This is a genomic window from Bacillus sp. S14(2024), assembly GCF_050473785.1.
GTDB lineage: Bacteria > Bacillota > Bacilli > Bacillales > Bacillaceae_G > Bacillus_A > Bacillus_A yunxiaonensis.
This window is the reverse complement of sequence record NZ_JBFLUP010000006.1, coordinates 4723946-4740000: the sequence shown is the minus strand read 5'-3', so window position 1 is coordinate 4740000 and position 16055 is coordinate 4723946. Positions and strand designations below refer to the sequence as shown.

Annotated in this window: 15 protein-coding genes and 2 rRNA genes (1 of these 17 cut by a window edge); 16 read left to right on the top strand and 1 reads right to left on the bottom strand. The window is 38.0% G+C overall.

Annotated features, from left to right (window positions below; genetic code table 11):
- The 11 genes from AB1279_RS24015 to rsmI all read left to right on the top strand — a co-directional run.
- Positions 1 to 2468 (top strand): 23S ribosomal RNA (locus AB1279_RS24015) (it extends 455 nt beyond the left edge of the window).
- A gap of 50 nt (positions 2469 to 2518) precedes the next feature.
- Positions 2519 to 2634 (top strand): 5S ribosomal RNA (gene rrf, locus AB1279_RS24010).
- A gap of 289 nt (positions 2635 to 2923) precedes the next feature.
- Positions 2924 to 3109: a sigma factor G inhibitor Gin gene (locus AB1279_RS24005; protein ID WP_429752879.1), complete on the top strand. Its 186-nt coding sequence runs from the start codon at positions 2924 to 2926 to the stop codon at positions 3107 to 3109.
- An 82-nt stretch (positions 3110 to 3191) separates the two neighbouring features.
- A complete protein-coding gene (locus AB1279_RS24000) occupies positions 3192 to 4601 on the top strand; it encodes an aminotransferase class I/II-fold pyridoxal phosphate-dependent enzyme (RefSeq protein WP_429761244.1) in 1410 nt (469 codons plus the stop codon).
- An 18-nt stretch (positions 4602 to 4619) separates the two neighbouring features.
- Positions 4620 to 5246, top strand: a complete 627-nt coding sequence (gene tmk / locus AB1279_RS23995) for a dTMP kinase (protein ID WP_429752877.1) — start codon at positions 4620 to 4622, stop codon at positions 5244 to 5246.
- Positions 5247 to 5278: 32 nt separating this feature from the next.
- Positions 5279 to 6262, top strand: coding sequence for a DNA polymerase III subunit delta' (gene holB, locus AB1279_RS23990; protein ID WP_429752876.1), 984 nt, complete (start codon positions 5279 to 5281; stop codon positions 6260 to 6262).
- Between the two features lie 4 nt (positions 6263 to 6266).
- The gene (locus AB1279_RS23985) at positions 6267 to 7094 is read left to right on the top strand and encodes a PSP1 domain-containing protein (protein ID WP_429752875.1); all 828 of its coding nucleotides are present in this window, start codon (positions 6267 to 6269) and stop codon (positions 7092 to 7094) included.
- 14 nt (positions 7095 to 7108) lie between these two features.
- Complete coding sequence (gene yabA / locus AB1279_RS23980; RefSeq protein WP_429752874.1) at positions 7109 to 7459, top strand: DNA replication initiation control protein YabA; 351 nt, start codon at positions 7109 to 7111, stop codon at positions 7457 to 7459.
- A 146-nt stretch (positions 7460 to 7605) separates the two neighbouring features.
- Complete coding sequence (locus AB1279_RS23975; protein ID WP_429761243.1) at positions 7606 to 8346, top strand: tRNA1(Val) (adenine(37)-N6)-methyltransferase; 741 nt, start codon at positions 7606 to 7608, stop codon at positions 8344 to 8346.
- Positions 8333 to 8623, top strand: coding sequence for a GIY-YIG nuclease family protein (locus AB1279_RS23970; protein ID WP_429752872.1), 291 nt, complete (start codon positions 8333 to 8335; stop codon positions 8621 to 8623). Before AB1279_RS23975 ends, AB1279_RS23970 begins: the two co-directional genes overlap by 14 nt.
- Positions 8592 to 9458: a 16S rRNA (cytidine(1402)-2'-O)-methyltransferase gene (rsmI, locus tag AB1279_RS23965; protein WP_429761241.1), complete on the top strand. Its 867-nt coding sequence runs from the start codon at positions 8592 to 8594 to the stop codon at positions 9456 to 9458. Before AB1279_RS23970 ends, rsmI begins: the two co-directional genes overlap by 32 nt.
- 28 nt (positions 9459 to 9486) lie before the next feature.
- On the opposite strand, the gene AB1279_RS23960 is transcribed toward rsmI, so the two are convergent.
- Positions 9487 to 9771 (bottom strand): AbrB/MazE/SpoVT family DNA-binding domain-containing protein, encoded by a 285-nt coding sequence (locus AB1279_RS23960; RefSeq protein WP_098305010.1) that lies wholly within the window; start codon positions 9769 to 9771, stop codon positions 9487 to 9489.
- 368 nt (positions 9772 to 10139) lie between these two features.
- On the opposite strand from AB1279_RS23960, the gene metG reads away from it, so the two are divergent.
- The 5 genes from metG to rsmA all read left to right on the top strand — a co-directional run bounded on the left by metG (position 10140) and on the right by rsmA (position 15953).
- Positions 10140 to 12122 carry a methionine--tRNA ligase gene (gene metG / locus AB1279_RS23955; RefSeq protein ID WP_429752870.1) on the top strand — a complete coding sequence of 661 codons (1983 nt, stop codon included), beginning with the start codon at positions 10140 to 10142 and terminating at the stop codon, positions 12120 to 12122.
- Between the two features lie 178 nt (positions 12123 to 12300).
- Complete coding sequence (locus AB1279_RS23950; RefSeq protein ID WP_429752869.1) at positions 12301 to 13068, top strand: TatD family hydrolase; 768 nt, start codon at positions 12301 to 12303, stop codon at positions 13066 to 13068.
- A 132-nt stretch (positions 13069 to 13200) separates the two neighbouring features.
- Positions 13201 to 14397: a ubiquitin-like domain-containing protein gene (locus AB1279_RS23945; RefSeq protein ID WP_429761239.1), complete on the top strand. Its 1197-nt coding sequence runs from the start codon at positions 13201 to 13203 to the stop codon at positions 14395 to 14397.
- 126 nt (positions 14398 to 14523) lie between these two features.
- Complete coding sequence (rnmV, locus tag AB1279_RS23940) at positions 14524 to 15081, top strand: ribonuclease M5 (protein WP_429761237.1); 558 nt, start codon at positions 14524 to 14526, stop codon at positions 15079 to 15081.
- Positions 15078 to 15953, top strand: a complete 876-nt coding sequence (rsmA, locus tag AB1279_RS23935) for a 16S rRNA (adenine(1518)-N(6)/adenine(1519)-N(6))-dimethyltransferase RsmA (protein ID WP_429752867.1) — start codon at positions 15078 to 15080, stop codon at positions 15951 to 15953. Before rnmV ends, rsmA begins: the two co-directional genes overlap by 4 nt.
- The last annotated feature ends 102 nt before the right edge of the window (positions 15954 to 16055 follow it).

The following is a 16055-nucleotide window of genomic DNA, read 5'->3' as shown; positions in this document are numbered from 1 at the left end:
AGGACCATCTCCCAAGGCTAAATACTACCTAGTGATCGATAGTGAACCAGTACCGTGAGGGAAAGGTGAAAAGCACCCCGGAAGGGGAGTGAAAGAGATCCTGAAACCGTGTGCCTACAAATAGTCAGAGCCCGTTAACGGGTGATGGCGTGCCTTTTGTAGAATGAACCGGCGAGTTACGATCCCGTGCGAGGTTAAGCTGAAGAGGCGGAGCCGTAGCGAAAGCGAGTCTGAATAGGGCGTTTAGTACGTGGTCGTAGACCCGAAACCAGGTGATCTACCCATGTCCAGGGTGAAGTTCAGGTAACACTGAATGGAGGCCCGAACCCACGCACGTTGAAAAGTGCGGGGATGAGGTGTGGGTAGCGGAGAAATTCCAATCGAACCTGGAGATAGCTGGTTCTCCCCGAAATAGCTTTAGGGCTAGCCTCAAGTGTGAGAGTCTTGGAGGTAGAGCACTGATTGGACTAGGGGTCCCCATCGGATTACCGAATTCAGTCAAACTCCGAATGCCAATGACTTATCCTTGGGAGTCAGACTGCGAGTGATAAGATCCGTAGTCAAAAGGGAAACAGCCCAGACCGCCAGCTAAGGTCCCAAAGTGTGTATTAAGTGGAAAAGGATGTGGAGTTGCTTAGACAACTAGGATGTTGGCTTAGAAGCAGCCACCATTTAAAGAGTGCGTAATAGCTCACTAGTCGAGTGACTCTGCGCCGAAAATGTACCGGGGCTAAATACACCACCGAAGCTGCGGATTGATACCTATGGTATCAGTGGTAGGGGAGCGTTCTAAGTGCTGTGAAGTCAGATCGTAAGGACTGGTGGAGCGCTTAGAAGTGAGAATGCCGGTATGAGTAGCGAAAGACGGGTGAGAATCCCGTCCACCGAATGCCTAAGGTTTCCTGAGGAAGGCTCGTCCGCTCAGGGTTAGTCAGGACCTAAGCCGAGGCCGACAGGCGTAGGCGATGGACAACAGGTTGATATTCCTGTACCACCTCTTTATCGTTTGAGCAATGGAGGGACGCAGAAGGATAGAAGAAGCGTGCGATTGGTTGTGCACGTCCAAGCAGTTAGGCTGGTAAGTAGGCAAATCCGCTTACCGCGAAGGCTGAGCTGTGATGGGGAAGCTCCTTATGGAGCGAAGTCTTTGATTCCCCGCTGCCAAGAAAAGCTTCTAGCGAGATAAAAGGTGCCTGTACCGCAAACCGACACAGGTAGGCGAGGAGAGAATCCTAAGGTGAGCGAGAGAACTCTGGTTAAGGAACTCGGCAAAATGACCCCGTAACTTCGGGAGAAGGGGTGCTTTCTTAACGGAAAGCCGCAGTGAATAGGCCCAAGCGACTGTTTAGCAAAAACACAGGTCTCTGCGAAGCCGTAAGGCGAAGTATAGGGGCTGACACCTGCCCGGTGCTGGAAGGTTAAGGAGAGGGGTTAGCGCAAGCGAAGCTCTGAACTGAAGCCCCAGTAAACGGCGGCCGTAACTATAACGGTCCTAAGGTAGCGAAATTCCTTGTCGGGTAAGTTCCGACCCGCACGAAAGGTGTAACGATTTGGGCACTGTCTCAACCAGAGACTCGGTGAAATTATAGTACCTGTGAAGATGCAGGTTACCCGCGACAGGACGGAAAGACCCCGTGGAGCTTTACTGTAGCCTGATATTGAATTTTGGTACAGCTTGTACAGGATAGGCGGGAGCCTTTGAAGCCGGAGCGCTAGCTTCGGTGGAGGCGCTGGTGGGATACCGCCCTGGCTGTATTGAAATTCTAACCTACGGGTCTTATCGACCCGGGAGACAGTGTCAGGTGGGCAGTTTGACTGGGGCGGTCGCCTCCTAAAAAGTAACGGAGGCGCCCAAAGGTTCCCTCAGAATGGTTGGAAATCATTCGTAGAGTGCAAAGGCATAAGGGAGCTTGACTGCGAGACCTACAAGTCGAGCAGGGACGAAAGTCGGGCTTAGTGATCCGGTGGTTCCGCATGGAAGGGCCATCGCTCAACGGATAAAAGCTACCCCGGGGATAACAGGCTTATCTCCCCCAAGAGTCCACATCGACGGGGAGGTTTGGCACCTCGATGTCGGCTCATCGCATCCTGGGGCTGTAGTCGGTCCCAAGGGTTGGGCTGTTCGCCCATTAAAGCGGTACGCGAGCTGGGTTCAGAACGTCGTGAGACAGTTCGGTCCCTATCCGTCGTGGGCGTAGGAAATTTGAGAGGAGCTGTCCTTAGTACGAGAGGACCGGGATGGACGCACCGCTGGTGTACCAGTTGTTCTGCCAAGGGCATAGCTGGGTAGCTATGTGCGGAAGGGATAAGTGCTGAAAGCATCTAAGCATGAAGCCCCCCTCAAGATGAGATTTCCCATAGCGTTAAGCTAGTAAGATCCCTGAAAGATGATCAGGTTGATAGGTTCGAGGTGGAAGCGTGGTGACACGTGGAGCTGACGAATACTAATAGATCGAGGACTTAACCATATAATATGAAGCAAATGTTATCTAGTTTTGAAGGAATATACCTTCATAAGTCTGGTAATGATGGCAGAGAGGTCACACCCGTTCCCATACCGAACACGGAAGTTAAGCTCTCTAGCGCCGATGGTAGTTGGGACCTTGTCCCTGTGAGAGTAGGACGTTGCCAGGCAAACGAAAGACGAGTCATTGGACTCGTCTTTTTATTTTTACCCTGCTATTCTTGGCGTAAGATTTACTCTTTAAGAAACAACTGGGAGATTCAACTATTTTTCAGACAGACACTTCGCCTAGAAATGATTCATACAATAAAAGTATAAAAGGGCGTATAAATTTTTAAAAAGTGTTAACGCTTATAAATGTACTGTTTCATTTCATATAGAGGGGAGGGAAAGCTTAATTATCGTTTGTCTAGTTTTATATAATGCTGGTTAGATAGACTACGATAAATAGGCGAACATATGGGGTATGCTACAACAAAAGAAGAGGTTTGTATTGTGTGTGAACATAAGAAGGATAGTGGCATTCATTTGTATACGAGTTTTATATGTGAATCATGCGAGCGAGAAATGATAGGAACAAATACAAATGATCCGAAGTATATGTTTTATTTACAGCAATTGCGGAAGATACAAGTATCGAGTTAGAAAATAGGCATATTTGCCTATTATTTTTTTTGTACAAAACTCGGTATAATGTAGAGAGAATGAATAATAAGGAAGAGTGAGTATGGATCAAAGAAAAATGCCATTATATGAAGCGTTAAAGATTTTTGCAAATAAGAAGCCAATATCCTTTCATGTTCCAGGTCATAAAAATGGAACAAATTTTCCACATGAGGCACAGAAGTATTTTCATGATATACTTTCTATTGATGTAACAGAGCTTAATGGACTTGATGATCTTCATAGTCCATTTGGATGTATAGAAGAAGCACAGCAATTATTAGCAGAGTTATATGAAGTGCAAAAAAGTTATTTTTTAATTAATGGTTCAACCGTTGGAAATTTAGCTATGCTATTGGCATGCTGTAATGAGCATGATACGGTTCTTGTACAACGAAATGCTCATAAATCCATTATGAATGGTCTTAAATTAGCTGGAGCATCCCCTGTTTTTCTAGAGCCATGGATTGACGAAGAATATGGTGTACCTGTTGGTGTTCCCCATGACGTGATTGAAGCTGCAATTCAAAAATATCCGCAAGCAAAAGCTCTTATTTTAACACATCCAAATTATTATGGTATGGGTGTAGATTTAGAAAAGAGCATTGCTTTAGCACATGCATATCGTATTCCTGTTTTAGTAGACGAGGCACATGGAGCTCATTTTTGTGTTGGAGAGCCTTTTCCAATATCAGCTCTTATGTATGGAGCTGATATTGTTGTTCATTCTGCACATAAAACATTACCAGCAATGACAATGGGTTCATACCTACATGTAAATAGCACTCTCGTTGACGAAGAAAAAATTTCTTCTTATTTAAATATGTTGCAATCTAGTAGTCCTTCTTATCCAATAATGGCTTCATTAGATATAGCTCGTTTTACATTAGCAAAAATAAAAGAAGAAGGTTGTAAGGAGATTTCTACATTTACTCAGCAATTTCGTAAAGCATTAAATCGTATTCCGCAATTTTCTGTTTTAGATTATCCAATACAAGATGCATTAAAAGTAACTGTACAAACACGTTGTAAACTCTCTGGATATGAATTACAACGCGTATTTGAAGAGATTGGTATCTATGTTGAAATGGCAGATACATATAATGTTTTACTTATTTTACCGCTCCAAGTAGATGAGGAATATATAAAGATAATCGATAAGCTAGAGGCTGTACTGAGCTCATATGATGTAGAAAATAGTAAACCATGTATTCGCTATCCTTATAAAGAAAGTTTGTCTTCTTTATCATTTACATATAAGCAATTAGAGAAGTATAAGAAAAAAATTGTACCGTTAGAAGAGGCGTTAGGCATGATTGCGGCTGATATGATTATACCGTATCCGCCAGGGATTCCGTTGCTCATGTATGGAGAAGAAATTACGTTAGAGCATATAAATCAAATTTCTTATTTAGAAGAGACGGGTGCACGTTTTCAAGGAAATACAAAAAATATTACTGTATACGATATATAAAGAAAGAAGGTTTTACAGATGAAGGGATTGTTTGTAACAATTGAAGGACCTGAAGGATCAGGAAAATCTACATTAATTACAAAATTACTGCCGTACTTTGAGAAGAAGGAACAAAAGGTAATGGCAACACGTGAACCAGGTGGTATTAAGATTTCAGAAGAAATTCGTACCATTTTACATAAAAAAGAGCATACAATGATGGAAGCACGTACAGAAGCTTTATTATATGCTGCGGCACGAAGACAACACTTAGTAGAAAAAGTTATACCAGCTTTAACAGATAATTATATTGTAATATGCGATCGTTTTATTGATAGCTCTCTTGCTTATCAAGGATATGCAAGGGGGCTTGGCGTTGATAAAGTATTTGAGATTAATCGTTTTGCGACAGAAGATTGTATGCCGGATATTACTATTTATTTAGATATTGAGCCAGAGGTTGGACTAGCTCGTATTAGAAAAGATGGTAATAGGGAAGTAAATCGCTTAGATTTAGAAAGTATGGAATTTCATAAACGTGTTCGTGAAGGATACTTACAATTAGTAGATCGCTTTGCAGATCGCATCGTCGTTGTAAATGCAGATCAACCAATAGACAGTGTTATAGAAGAAGTTACTCAGATTATTGAACAAAAGTTGTTATAATAGAAGAAAGTATAAAAAGTGAGGTATAAAACATGACGAAGACGTGGGAACAACTGTCTCTTATACAACCCATTGTTGTAAAAATGTTAATGAATAGTATTGCAAAAGAGCGGATATCCCACGCTTATTTGTTAGAAGGGCCAAAAGGAACAGGAAAGATTGAAACAGCTATGCAAATGGCGAAAAGCTTTCTTTGTTTGCAGCGAAATGGGGTAGAGCCTTGTCATACATGTACGAATTGCCGGCGTATTCATTCGGGTAATCACCCAAACGTATATACCGTTACACCAGATGGATTATCAATTAAGAAACAGCAAATCCATGAATTACAAGAGGAATTTTCCAAAACTGGTCTAGAAGCAACTAAAAAAATATACATTATTGAGCATGCAGATAAGATGACACCAAATGCTGCAAATACATTGCTTAAATTTTTAGAGGAACCGAGCAGTGACACAACGGCTATTTTGTTAACTGAGCAAAGTCATCAAATTTTAAGTACCATTTTATCACGATGTCAAATTGTTACGTTTCGATCTCTTCCCAAAGATGCACTGATAAATCGTTTACAAAAAGAAGAAGTAAGTATCTCTTTAGGGAATCTTGCGGCTGAACTTACAAATAGTTTTGATGAAGTGTTATCGTTTTGCAGTGATGAATGGTTTGCACAAGCACGAACTTTAGTGATAAAATTATGTGAAGCCCTAGAGAAAGATACCACGTCTCTTTTTTTTGTACAGGAGAAGTGGGTAAAGCATTTTGGAGAGAAAGAACAATTACAGTTAGGATTAGATATGTTGCTCCTTATTTATAAGGATTTATTATATGTTCAATTGGGAGAAGAAGATCGTCTCGTTTTTCAGGACCAAAAAGGGTTATTCCAATCTTTTTCCTATTCTCAAAAGCGCATTGTATCGGCTCTTTTCAATATATTAGAAGCAAAAAATAGAATCAACGCTAATGTAAATGCGCAGCTTGTGTTCGAACAGTTAGTGTTGCGGTTGCAGGAGGGATGACCGTTTGTATGATGTAGTAGGTGTTCGTTTTAAGAAGGCCGGAAAAGTGTATTACTTTGACCCCAATCAATTTGATATCTCAGAAAATGAATTTGCGATCGTGGAAACAGTACGGGGAATCGAATATGGGAAAGTTGTCATCACAAAGAAGCAAGTCGATGAAAATGATGTTGTACTACCATTAAAGAAAGTCATTCGTATAGCAGATGAAAATGATCGTACAATTGTTGAGGAAAATAAACGTGCAGCAAAAGAAGCATATCAGGTTTGTCAGCAGAAAGTAATCGAGCATGATCTTGATATGAAACTTGTTGACGTGGAATATACATTTGATCGCAATAAGGTTATTTTTTATTTTACGGCGGACGGTCGTATTGATTTTCGTGATCTTGTAAAAGACTTAGCGGCTATTTTTCGGACAAGAATCGAGTTAAGACAGATTGGTGTTCGGGATGAAGCAAAAATGCTTGGCGGTATTGGTCCATGCGGTCGAATGCTGTGCTGTTCTACTTTTTTAGGTGATTTTGAACCTGTATCCATTAAAATGGCAAAAGATCAAAATTTATCGTTAAATCCTGCGAAAATCTCTGGGTTATGTGGTCGACTGATGTGTTGTTTAAAGTATGAAAATGATGAATATGAAGCAGCAAAAGAGCAGCTTCCAGATTTAGATGAAAAGATACAAACACCGCATGGTCTTGGTCGTGTAATCGGATTAAATATTTTAGAAAGATTAATTCAAGTGGAATTAGTAGACAAGGAACGGATAGTAGAATATACGTTAGATGAATTAATAAATAAAGGGGTCGTTTCGAGTCAAACCACAGATTAATGAGGTGGGTGCTTGTGGAGAAAAAAGATATTTTTGCAGCTGTTTCCAGTATGGAAGAGCAAATTGGACATCTCTATAAACAGTTGGGAGAGTTAAAGCAGCATCTCGCAGAGCTACTTGAAGAAAACCAACATATTAAAATGGAAAATGAAAATTTGCGAAATCATTTTGAAGAAGTTCAGAATAAACAGAAACAAAAGTCGAGTAAACGAAAAGAGATAAAACCTAAAATAGATATTGGTGAAGGATATGATAATTTGGCACGCCTGTATCAAGAGGGTTTTCATATTTGCAATTTGCATTATGGAAGTGTACGTAAAGAAGGGGATTGTTTATTCTGTTTATCGTTTTTAAATAAAAAATAAAATTACCTTTCCAATAAATTGGAAAGGTAATTTTTTGTACATATAACCAAAATATAAGTAAAGCAGATTAGGCTGTTATGAACATGACATAAATTGTCTTAACGTCTGTTAAAATAAGTTTGAATGATAAGGAAGGAAAGAAATGTATGCAGTTGTATGGAGATGAACGTTTAGATTATTTACTATCAAAAGATATGAAAATTATTCAAAGTCCGTCAGTATTTAACTTTTCATTAGATGCAGTGTTACTGGCGAATTTTGCGTGGGTGCCAATTCAGAAAGGAAATATATTAGATTTGTGCACAGGAAATGCAGTGATTCCTCTTTTATTAAGTTCTCGTACGAAAGGGAAGATTACGGGGGTTGAAATACAAGAGCGCATTTACAACATGGGTGTTAGAAGTGTTCAATATAATGATTTAGAAGAGAGAATACAGCTTATTCATGGTGATTTAAAGCATATGCCTGAGCAAATAGGGCGACATCAGTTTGATGTTGTTACATGTAATCCGCCATACTTTCAAACACCAAAACCATCTGAACAAAATTTAAATGAGCATTTAGCGATTGCTCGTCACGAAATTATGTGTACGTTAGAAGACGTTGTACGTGTTAGCAGCCAGCTTGTTAAACAAGGGGGAAAGGTTGCCTTTGTACATCGCCCTGGTCGTTTACTTGATATTGTAATGCTTATGAGAAAATATAAAATTGAGCCAAAACGCCTCCAATTTGTATATCCAAAAGTAGGTAAAGAAGCCAATACGTTATTAATTGAAGGTATTAAAGATGGGAATGCTGATTTGAAAATTTTGCCGCCTCTTTTTGTATATGAAGATAATAACGAATATACGAAAGAAATGAATGCGATTTTATATGGAGCAGAATAAGCATTATTTTTATGTAGTTGAATGCGCTGATGGGAGCTACTATGCGGGATATACAAACCATTTAGAGAAGCGAATTAAAGCTCATAATAGCGGAAAAGGAGCACGCTATACAAGAGCAAGGCGTCCTGTTATGTTAAAATACTTTGAAACTTATGAAGAAAAAAGGACTGCAATGCAGGCAGAATATCGTTTTAAACAATTAAAGCGAAAACAAAAAGATGAGTATATACAAAAAGGAGACTATTATGTGGCAGCAAAAAAGCTTTCAGATGAATGAGAGAGGAATATTATACTTAGTTCCAACTCCAATTGGAAATTTAGAAGACATGACATTTCGTGCGATTCGTATATTAAAAGAAGCAGACTTTATTGCAGCAGAAGATACAAGGCAAACGAAAAAACTATGTAATTATTTTGAAATTGAAACACCTGTAATGAGTTATCATGAACATAATAAAGAAGTGAGCGGTCGAAAAATTTTAGATATGTTAGAACAAGGAAAAATGGTAGCGCTTGTCAGTGATGCAGGTATGCCGTGTATCTCAGATCCTGGTTATGACATCGTTGTACAAGCAGTAGCGCAGCAGTATTCAGTTGTGCCTCTTCCTGGCCCAAATGCTGCGCTTACAGCATTAATTGCATCTGGATTAGAGACAAAGCACTTTTACTTCTATGGATTTTTACAGAGACATAAAAAAGAGCGTAAAGCAGAATTAGAGAAGTTGCGTTATATTCCAAATACAATGATGTTTTACGAAGCACCACATCGATTAGGAGAAACATTAATTTCTATGAAAGATGTATTAGGGAATAGAAATGTTGTACTATGTCGTGAGCTCACGAAGAAATTTGAAGAATTTATTCGTGGCTCCTTAGAGGAAGTCATTCATTGGGCAAAGGAAAATGAAGTACGCGGAGAATTTTGTGTTCTAGTAGAAGGTTCTACGGAAGAAGAGACAGATGAAGAAATGTGGTGGGAAACATTAACGGTTGAGGGACATGTCGAATACTACATAGAGGAGAAAGGTCTTTCTTCTAAAGAAGCGATTAAAATAGTTGCAAAAGATCGAAATATGTCGAAACGGGATGTATATCAAGCATACCATGTTTAAAAATAAAGCTTCTCTAATAGAGAAGCTTTTATTTTGCTGCTGCGATGAATTGTTGTAACTCTTTTAAGATTTGTTCTGCGCCTTCTGGGCTTAAAATGATTTTACCTTCAGCTAATGAAAGGTTGCTATCAGAAACCTCACCTGTTACTTGGCAAGTCATGTTTGGCTTATATTTTTTTAAGATGATCTTCTCATCGTCAACGTAGATTTCAAGAGCATCCTTTTCTGCAATACCTAGTGTGCGACGTAATTCAATTGGAATTACAACGCGGCCTAACTCATCAACTTTACGAACGATACCAGTAGATTTCATATTTGTTTCTCCTCCTCATATTCTGCAAGTTTGTAAGTCTATTTCAATTCGTCATTTTTCGACAAAATACCCTATGCACATATGATACCAATCATTGACATTTCCGTCAATTCTTTAATTATAAAATTTATAAAAGTTTTGTAGATTTTCGCATCTATTTATTATATATACTAAAAAATAATAGATGTATAGAGAGATTTACTTTATTATCTTAATTTTATTGACAATTCTGAAGTGTTAAAACGTATATTTTTTCTTAATATGAGTAATAGATGATAAAAGATATAGAGCATTCACTCGTTTTTATACGTAAGTTTTTGATATACTGTTTATAAATACATATGAGGTCATTTGGGAGGTTCAAAACGATGACAGAGGAAAATAAGACCTTTTACATTACAACTCCGATTTATTATCCAAGTGGAAAACTTCACATCGGACATGCTTATACGACTGTAGCGGGAGATGCGATGGCACGCTATAAGCGTATGCAAGGATATGATGTCTACTATTTAACAGGCACTGATGAACATGGACAAAAGATTCAAAAGAAAGCAGAAGAATTAAATGTTACACCACAAGCGTATGTTGATAACATTGTAGCAGGAATTAAAGAACTGTGGAGTAAAATGGATATTTCTTATGATGATTTTATCCGTACAACAGAAGATCGTCATAAAGAAGTTGTAGAAAAAATCTTTAAGCAACTTGTTGATCAAGGTGATATTTATCTTGATGAATATGAAGGCTGGTATTCTGTACAAGATGAAACATTCTATACAGAGCATCAACTTGTTGACCCAGTGATGGAAAATGGAAAAGTAATTGGTGGAAAGAGTCCCGATAGTGGTCACCAAGTAGAACTTGTTCGTGAAGAATCGTATTTCTTTAGAATGGGGAAATATGTAGATCGACTATTAAAGTTCTATGAAGATAATCCGCACTTCATTCAACCGGAATCACGCAAAAATGAAATGATTAATAATTTCATTAAACCAGGATTAGAAGATTTAGCTGTTTCTCGTACTTCTTTTGACTGGGGTGTCCGTGTACCGGGTAATCCGAAGCATGTCATTTATGTATGGGTAGATGCATTATCTAACTATATTACAGCATTAGGTTATGGAACAGCGAATGAAGAAAAGTATAAAAAATATTGGCCAGCAGATGTTCATTTAGTAGGAAAAGAAATTGTTCGTTTCCATACAATTTATTGGCCAATTATTTTAATGGCCCTTGATTTACCACTTCCGAAAAAAGTGTTTGCACATGGTTGGATTTTAATGAAAGACGGAAAAATGAGTAAATCAAAAGGAAATGTAGTAGATCCTGTCACATTAATTAATCGTTATGGTTTAGATGCACTTCGTTACTACTTACTTCGTGAAGTACCATTTGGATCAGATGGCGTATTTACACCAGAAGGATTCGTTGAGCGTATTAACTTTGATCTTGCGAATGATTTAGGAAACTTATTAAATCGTACAGTAGCAATGATTGATAAATATTTTGGCGGAGAAATTCCAGCTTATAAAGCAAATGTAACAGAATTTGATGAAGCTTTAGTAACATTTGCAAAAGATACATTGCAAAAAGTAGAAGCTTCAATGGAAAACATGGAGTTTTCAGTGGCGCTAAGCACAATTTGGCAATTTGTTAGTCGTACAAATAAATATATCGATGAAACACAACCGTGGGTATTAGCAAAAGATGAAAGTGATCGTGAGAAACTCGCTTCTGTTATGGCGCATCTTGCAGAAGCGCTTCGTCAAACAGCGATTATGTTAATGCCATTTTTAACAGAAACACCAGGAAAAATCTTTGAACAAATTGGGATTGCAGATGAAGAGTATAAAACTTGGAATAGCCTTTCTGCAATTGGTTGCATTCCAACTGGTACTAAAGTTGCCAAGGGTCAGCCTGTATTCCCGCGTTTAGAAGTAGAAGTAGAAGTAGAATATATTAAAGAACAAATGAAAGGTTCTGCTCCAAAAGTAGAAGAAAAGAAAGAAGCGGAGCCAGAGGCAGAAGAAATTACAATTGACGATTTCTTTAAAGTAGATCTACGTGTAGCAGAAGTGGTAGATGCAGAACCTGTGAAAAAGGCAGACAAGTTGTTAAAGATACAACTTGATTTAGGCGCAGAAAAAAGACAAGTTGTATCTGGAATTGCTAAATTTTATTCTCCAGAAGAATTAAAAGGGAAAAAGGTTATTTGTGTTACAAACTTAAAACCGGTAAAACTACGTGGTGAATTATCACAAGGTATGATTTTGGCAGGCGAAGAAAACGGAAAATTATCGTTAGCAACGGTTGACCAAAACTTACCAAATGGTACAAAAATTAAGTAATAATGACAAAAGGAGAGATGTTTCACGTGTAACATTCGTGAAACATCTTTTTTCTTGTCGAAAATCTTTCTAAAATTTCCTTTTTTGTATCAAAATTGTAATATGGTTGTTATTACGTTGTTAGGAAAGTAATTTTTACCTATGATAGAATTTATTTCAAATAAAAGGAGTTATTGTTATGTTGTTTGATACACATTCACATTTAAATGCAGAACAATTTGAAGAGGATTTGCAGGAAGTAATTGCAAGAATGCAAGAAGCGGGTGTTTCTTATACAGTTGTAGTTGGCTTTGATGAAGTGACAATCAAAAAAGCAATCGAGTTAGCAGAAACATATGACTTTATTTATGCAGCTGTTGGTTGGCACCCTGTTGATGCAATTGATATGACAGAAGAGCATCTAAAATGGTTAGAAGAGTTAGCAAGCCATCCGAAAGTTGTTGCACTTGGTGAAATGGGCTTAGATTATCATTGGGACAAATCTCCAAAAGATGTGCAAAAGGAAGTATTTCGTAAACAGATTAGGCTAGCGAGAAAGGTAAAATTACCAATCATCATACATAATCGCGATGCAACGCAAGACATCGTAGATATTTTAAAAGAGGAAAACGCAGTTGAAGTAGGGGGAATTATGCATTGTTTTAGCGGTAGCGTTGAAGTAGCAAAACAGTGTATTGATATGAATTTCCTTATTTCATTAGGCGGGCCAGTAACTTTTAAAAATGCAAAGAAACCAAAAGAAGTTGCGATGGAAATTCCAATGGAGCAACTTTTAATCGAAACAGATTGTCCGTATTTAACTCCTCATCCGTTTCGTGGAAAACGAAATGAACCAAGCTACGTAAAGCTTGTTGCGGAGGAAATTGCAAAATTAAAAGGACTATCTTATGAAGAAGTAGCAGTAAAAACAACAGAAAATGCAAAAAAACTATTCGGCATTCAATAATGAGAAGTAGAGGAGGAATTCCTCCTCTGTTTTTTCCTTCACCTATGTTTATCTTCAGATAAGTAACACTACTAGAAATAGTAGGAGAATGAGAGTTAATAATTCTGATCTAGACAGGGAGGGCACTTTATTGTGATTGTAAATGCAAGAAACTTATTATCGAGGTTAGAAGCAAGCAAAAAATTAGCGGTAAAAATTACAAGTGCATTAATCATTTCGGGGTCTGTTGGAACTGTAGCTTATGCAGGGACAACGGATAAAATAGTTGTTGAAGTAGATGGAAAGAAACAAGAAATTTATACGCATGCAAATACTGTAAGCGAGTTGTTACAAGAAGAAAAGATTCAAGTAACAGAAAAAGATCATATATATCCAGCACCTTCTACAAAAATTAAGGGTGAAATGAAGGTGGTTGTAGAAAAAGCGAAGCCATTTATGATTATGGTGGATGGAAAAGAGAAACAAGTACAATCAACAGCAAAGACAGTACAGGATTTGTTAATAGAAGAACATATTGAAATTAGTGAACATGACAAAGTGTATCCTAGTTTACATACAAATTTAGAGAATAATCGAAAGGTCATCGTTCAAAAAGCGTTCCCAGTTACATTATATGTTGGCGGTCAAGAGCAGCAAGTATGGTCAACTTCGACTACTGTCGCTGACTTTTTGAAAGAACGGCAAGTATCACTAAGTGAAATGGATAAAACAGAACCTGCTTTGCAGGAAGTGATGCAAAAAAATATGAAGGTCAAAGTGATTCGAGTAGAAAAAGTCAGCGATGCAGTGGAAGAGCCAATTCCTTTTACAGAAGTAAAACAAGAGGATTCTTCACTCTTAAAAGGAACTGAAAAAGTGATTCAAGAAGGAATAGACGGAAAAAAGAAGAAAATATTTGAAGTTGTAAAAGAGGACGGAAATGAAGTCTCAAGAAACTTGCAGAAAGAAGAAGTGGTGCAAGAAGTAAAAAATCGTATTGTAGCTGTTGGTACAAAACAAGAAGAGGAGCATACTTCAGGTAATGAAGAAGGTGTAGCTGTCAAAGAATTTTATGTACAAGCAACAGCATATTCTCCGTACTGTGGGGGCTGCGAAGGTGTAAGTGCAGGAGGTTATAATTATAAGGCAAATCCCAATATGAAACTAATTGCAGTAGATCCGAGTGTTATTCCTCTTGGAACAAGGGTATGGGTAGAAGGATACGGGTATGCAGTTGCTGGTGATACGGGCGGAGCGATTAAAGGAAATCGCATAGATGTTCTTATGCCAACGGAATCCCAAGCAGACTCATGGGGAAGAAAACAGGTGAAAATTAAGGTGTTACAATAAGATTGTAAGCAGAGGGATTTTTTCTCCTCTGCTTTTTAAATTTGTATTAATAGGAAAATAATAATGGAAAAGTAGGCGTTTTTTTGTTTTACTAATTAGAGATGTGAAATGAGTGTGGAGGAAGCTATGAAGATTAAAGAAATAATTGTTGTAGAAGGTAAGGATGATACAGTTGCCATTAAGCGAGCAGTAGATGCAGATACAATTGAAACGAACGGTTCGGCAATTGGAGATCATGTCATTGAACAGGTGAAACTGGCGCAGCAAACAAGAGGTGTGATTATTTTTACAGATCCTGATTATCCAGGAGAGCGTATTCGTAAAATTATTTCTGAGAAAGTACCAGGGTGTAAACATGCCTTCTTACCGAAAGAAGAAGCGTTAGCGAAGCGAAAGAAGGGCGTTGGAATTGAACATGCCTCTAATGAATCTATTCGACGCGCCTTAGAAAGTTTACACGGAGAGATGGAAGCATACACGAGCGAAATTGATTGGATTGACTTAGTAGAAGCCGGACTCGTTGGTGGAGAAAAAGCAAAAAGTCGCAGAGAACGAATGGGTAAGCTATTAAAGATTGGCTATACAAACGCAAAACAGTTACATAAACGTTTGCAAATGTTCCAAATTTCAAAGCAGGATTTTGCAAAAGCGTATGAGCAAGTATTACAGGAGGAAAAGAAATGAAAGATATCGCAACGCCAAATCGCACGAAAGATATTGTTGAGAAGTATGGATTTTCATTTAAAAAGAGCTTAGGGCAAAACTTTTTAATTGATACAAATGTGTTAAATCGTATTGTGGATTACGCGGAAATTGGACCTGAGAGTGGGGCAATTGAGGTTGGGCCTGGTATTGGAGCGTTAACAGAACAATTGGCAAAACGTGCTAAGAAAGTTGTAGCGTTTGAAATTGATCAACGTCTTTTACCTATTTTGGAAGAGACACTAGCTCCTTATAATCACGTGACAGTAATTAATAAGGATATTTTAAAAGCTGATGTAAATGGAGTATTTCAAGAGCAGTTTACCGAAGGTCAAGATGTAATGGTTGTAGCAAATTTACCTTACTATGTGACAACACCAATTTTATTTAAGCTATTAGAAGAGCAATTACCAGTGCGTGGTTTTGTGGTTATGATGCAAAAAGAAGTAGCAGATCGCTTAGCGGCTCGCCCAGGAACAAAAGATTATGGTTCTTTATCAATTGCCATTCAATATTATACAGAACCTGAAACAGTGATGACAGTTCCGCGTACAGTATTTGTACCACAGCCTAATGTAGATTCAGCGGTTATTCGTTTATTAAGACGTCCAAAGCCGCTTGTAGAAGTAAAAGATGAAGCATTCTTCTTTGAAGTGGTGAGAGCTAGCTTTGCGCAGCGACGTAAAACATTAATGAATAACTTATCTAATAATTTAAATGGTTTTCCAAAGGATAAAGTATTGCTTGAGCGTATATTAGCGGAAGTTGAAATTGACCCGAAACGAAGAGGAGAAACATTATCAATTGAAGAGTTTGCAAAGCTAAGCAACGCTTTATTTTCATATAAAATGTAAAAGGTAGCTCGTTTTGAGCTACCTTTTTTGTCACCTTTTTTCTATAAGTTCATAGGCTAAAACAGAACGTAGTGAGTTATATGTCCCTACTAGTTTGGAGGT

Bases quoted from the DNA above. Each gene is read 5' to 3' on its own strand.
- AB1279_RS24005 (WP_429752879.1), top strand. From the start codon at position 2,924: ATGGGGTATGCTACAACAAAAGAAGAGGTTTGTATTGTGTGTGAACAT.
- AB1279_RS23960 (WP_098305010.1), bottom strand. From the start codon at position 9,771: ATGAAATCTACTGGTATCGTTCGTAAAGTTGATGAGTTAGGCCGCGTT.
- rsmI (WP_429761241.1), top strand. From the start codon at position 8,592: ATGTGGCAGCAAAAAAGCTTTCAGATGAATGAGAGAGGAATATTATAC.
- metG (WP_429752870.1), top strand. From the start codon at position 10,140: ATGACAGAGGAAAATAAGACCTTTTACATTACAACTCCGATTTATTAT.
- tmk (WP_429752877.1), top strand. From the start codon at position 4,620: ATGAAGGGATTGTTTGTAACAATTGAAGGACCTGAAGGATCAGGAAAA.
- AB1279_RS23970 (WP_429752872.1), top strand. From the start codon at position 8,333: ATGGAGCAGAATAAGCATTATTTTTATGTAGTTGAATGCGCTGATGGG.
- AB1279_RS24000 (WP_429761244.1), top strand. From the start codon at position 3,192: ATGGATCAAAGAAAAATGCCATTATATGAAGCGTTAAAGATTTTTGCA.
- AB1279_RS23975 (WP_429761243.1), top strand. From the start codon at position 7,606: ATGCAGTTGTATGGAGATGAACGTTTAGATTATTTACTATCAAAAGAT.
- AB1279_RS23950 (WP_429752869.1), top strand. From the start codon at position 12,301: ATGTTGTTTGATACACATTCACATTTAAATGCAGAACAATTTGAAGAG.
- rsmA (WP_429752867.1), top strand. From the start codon at position 15,078: ATGAAAGATATCGCAACGCCAAATCGCACGAAAGATATTGTTGAGAAG.
- rnmV (WP_429761237.1), top strand. From the start codon at position 14,524: ATGAAGATTAAAGAAATAATTGTTGTAGAAGGTAAGGATGATACAGTT.
- holB (WP_429752876.1), top strand. From the start codon at position 5,279: ATGACGAAGACGTGGGAACAACTGTCTCTTATACAACCCATTGTTGTA.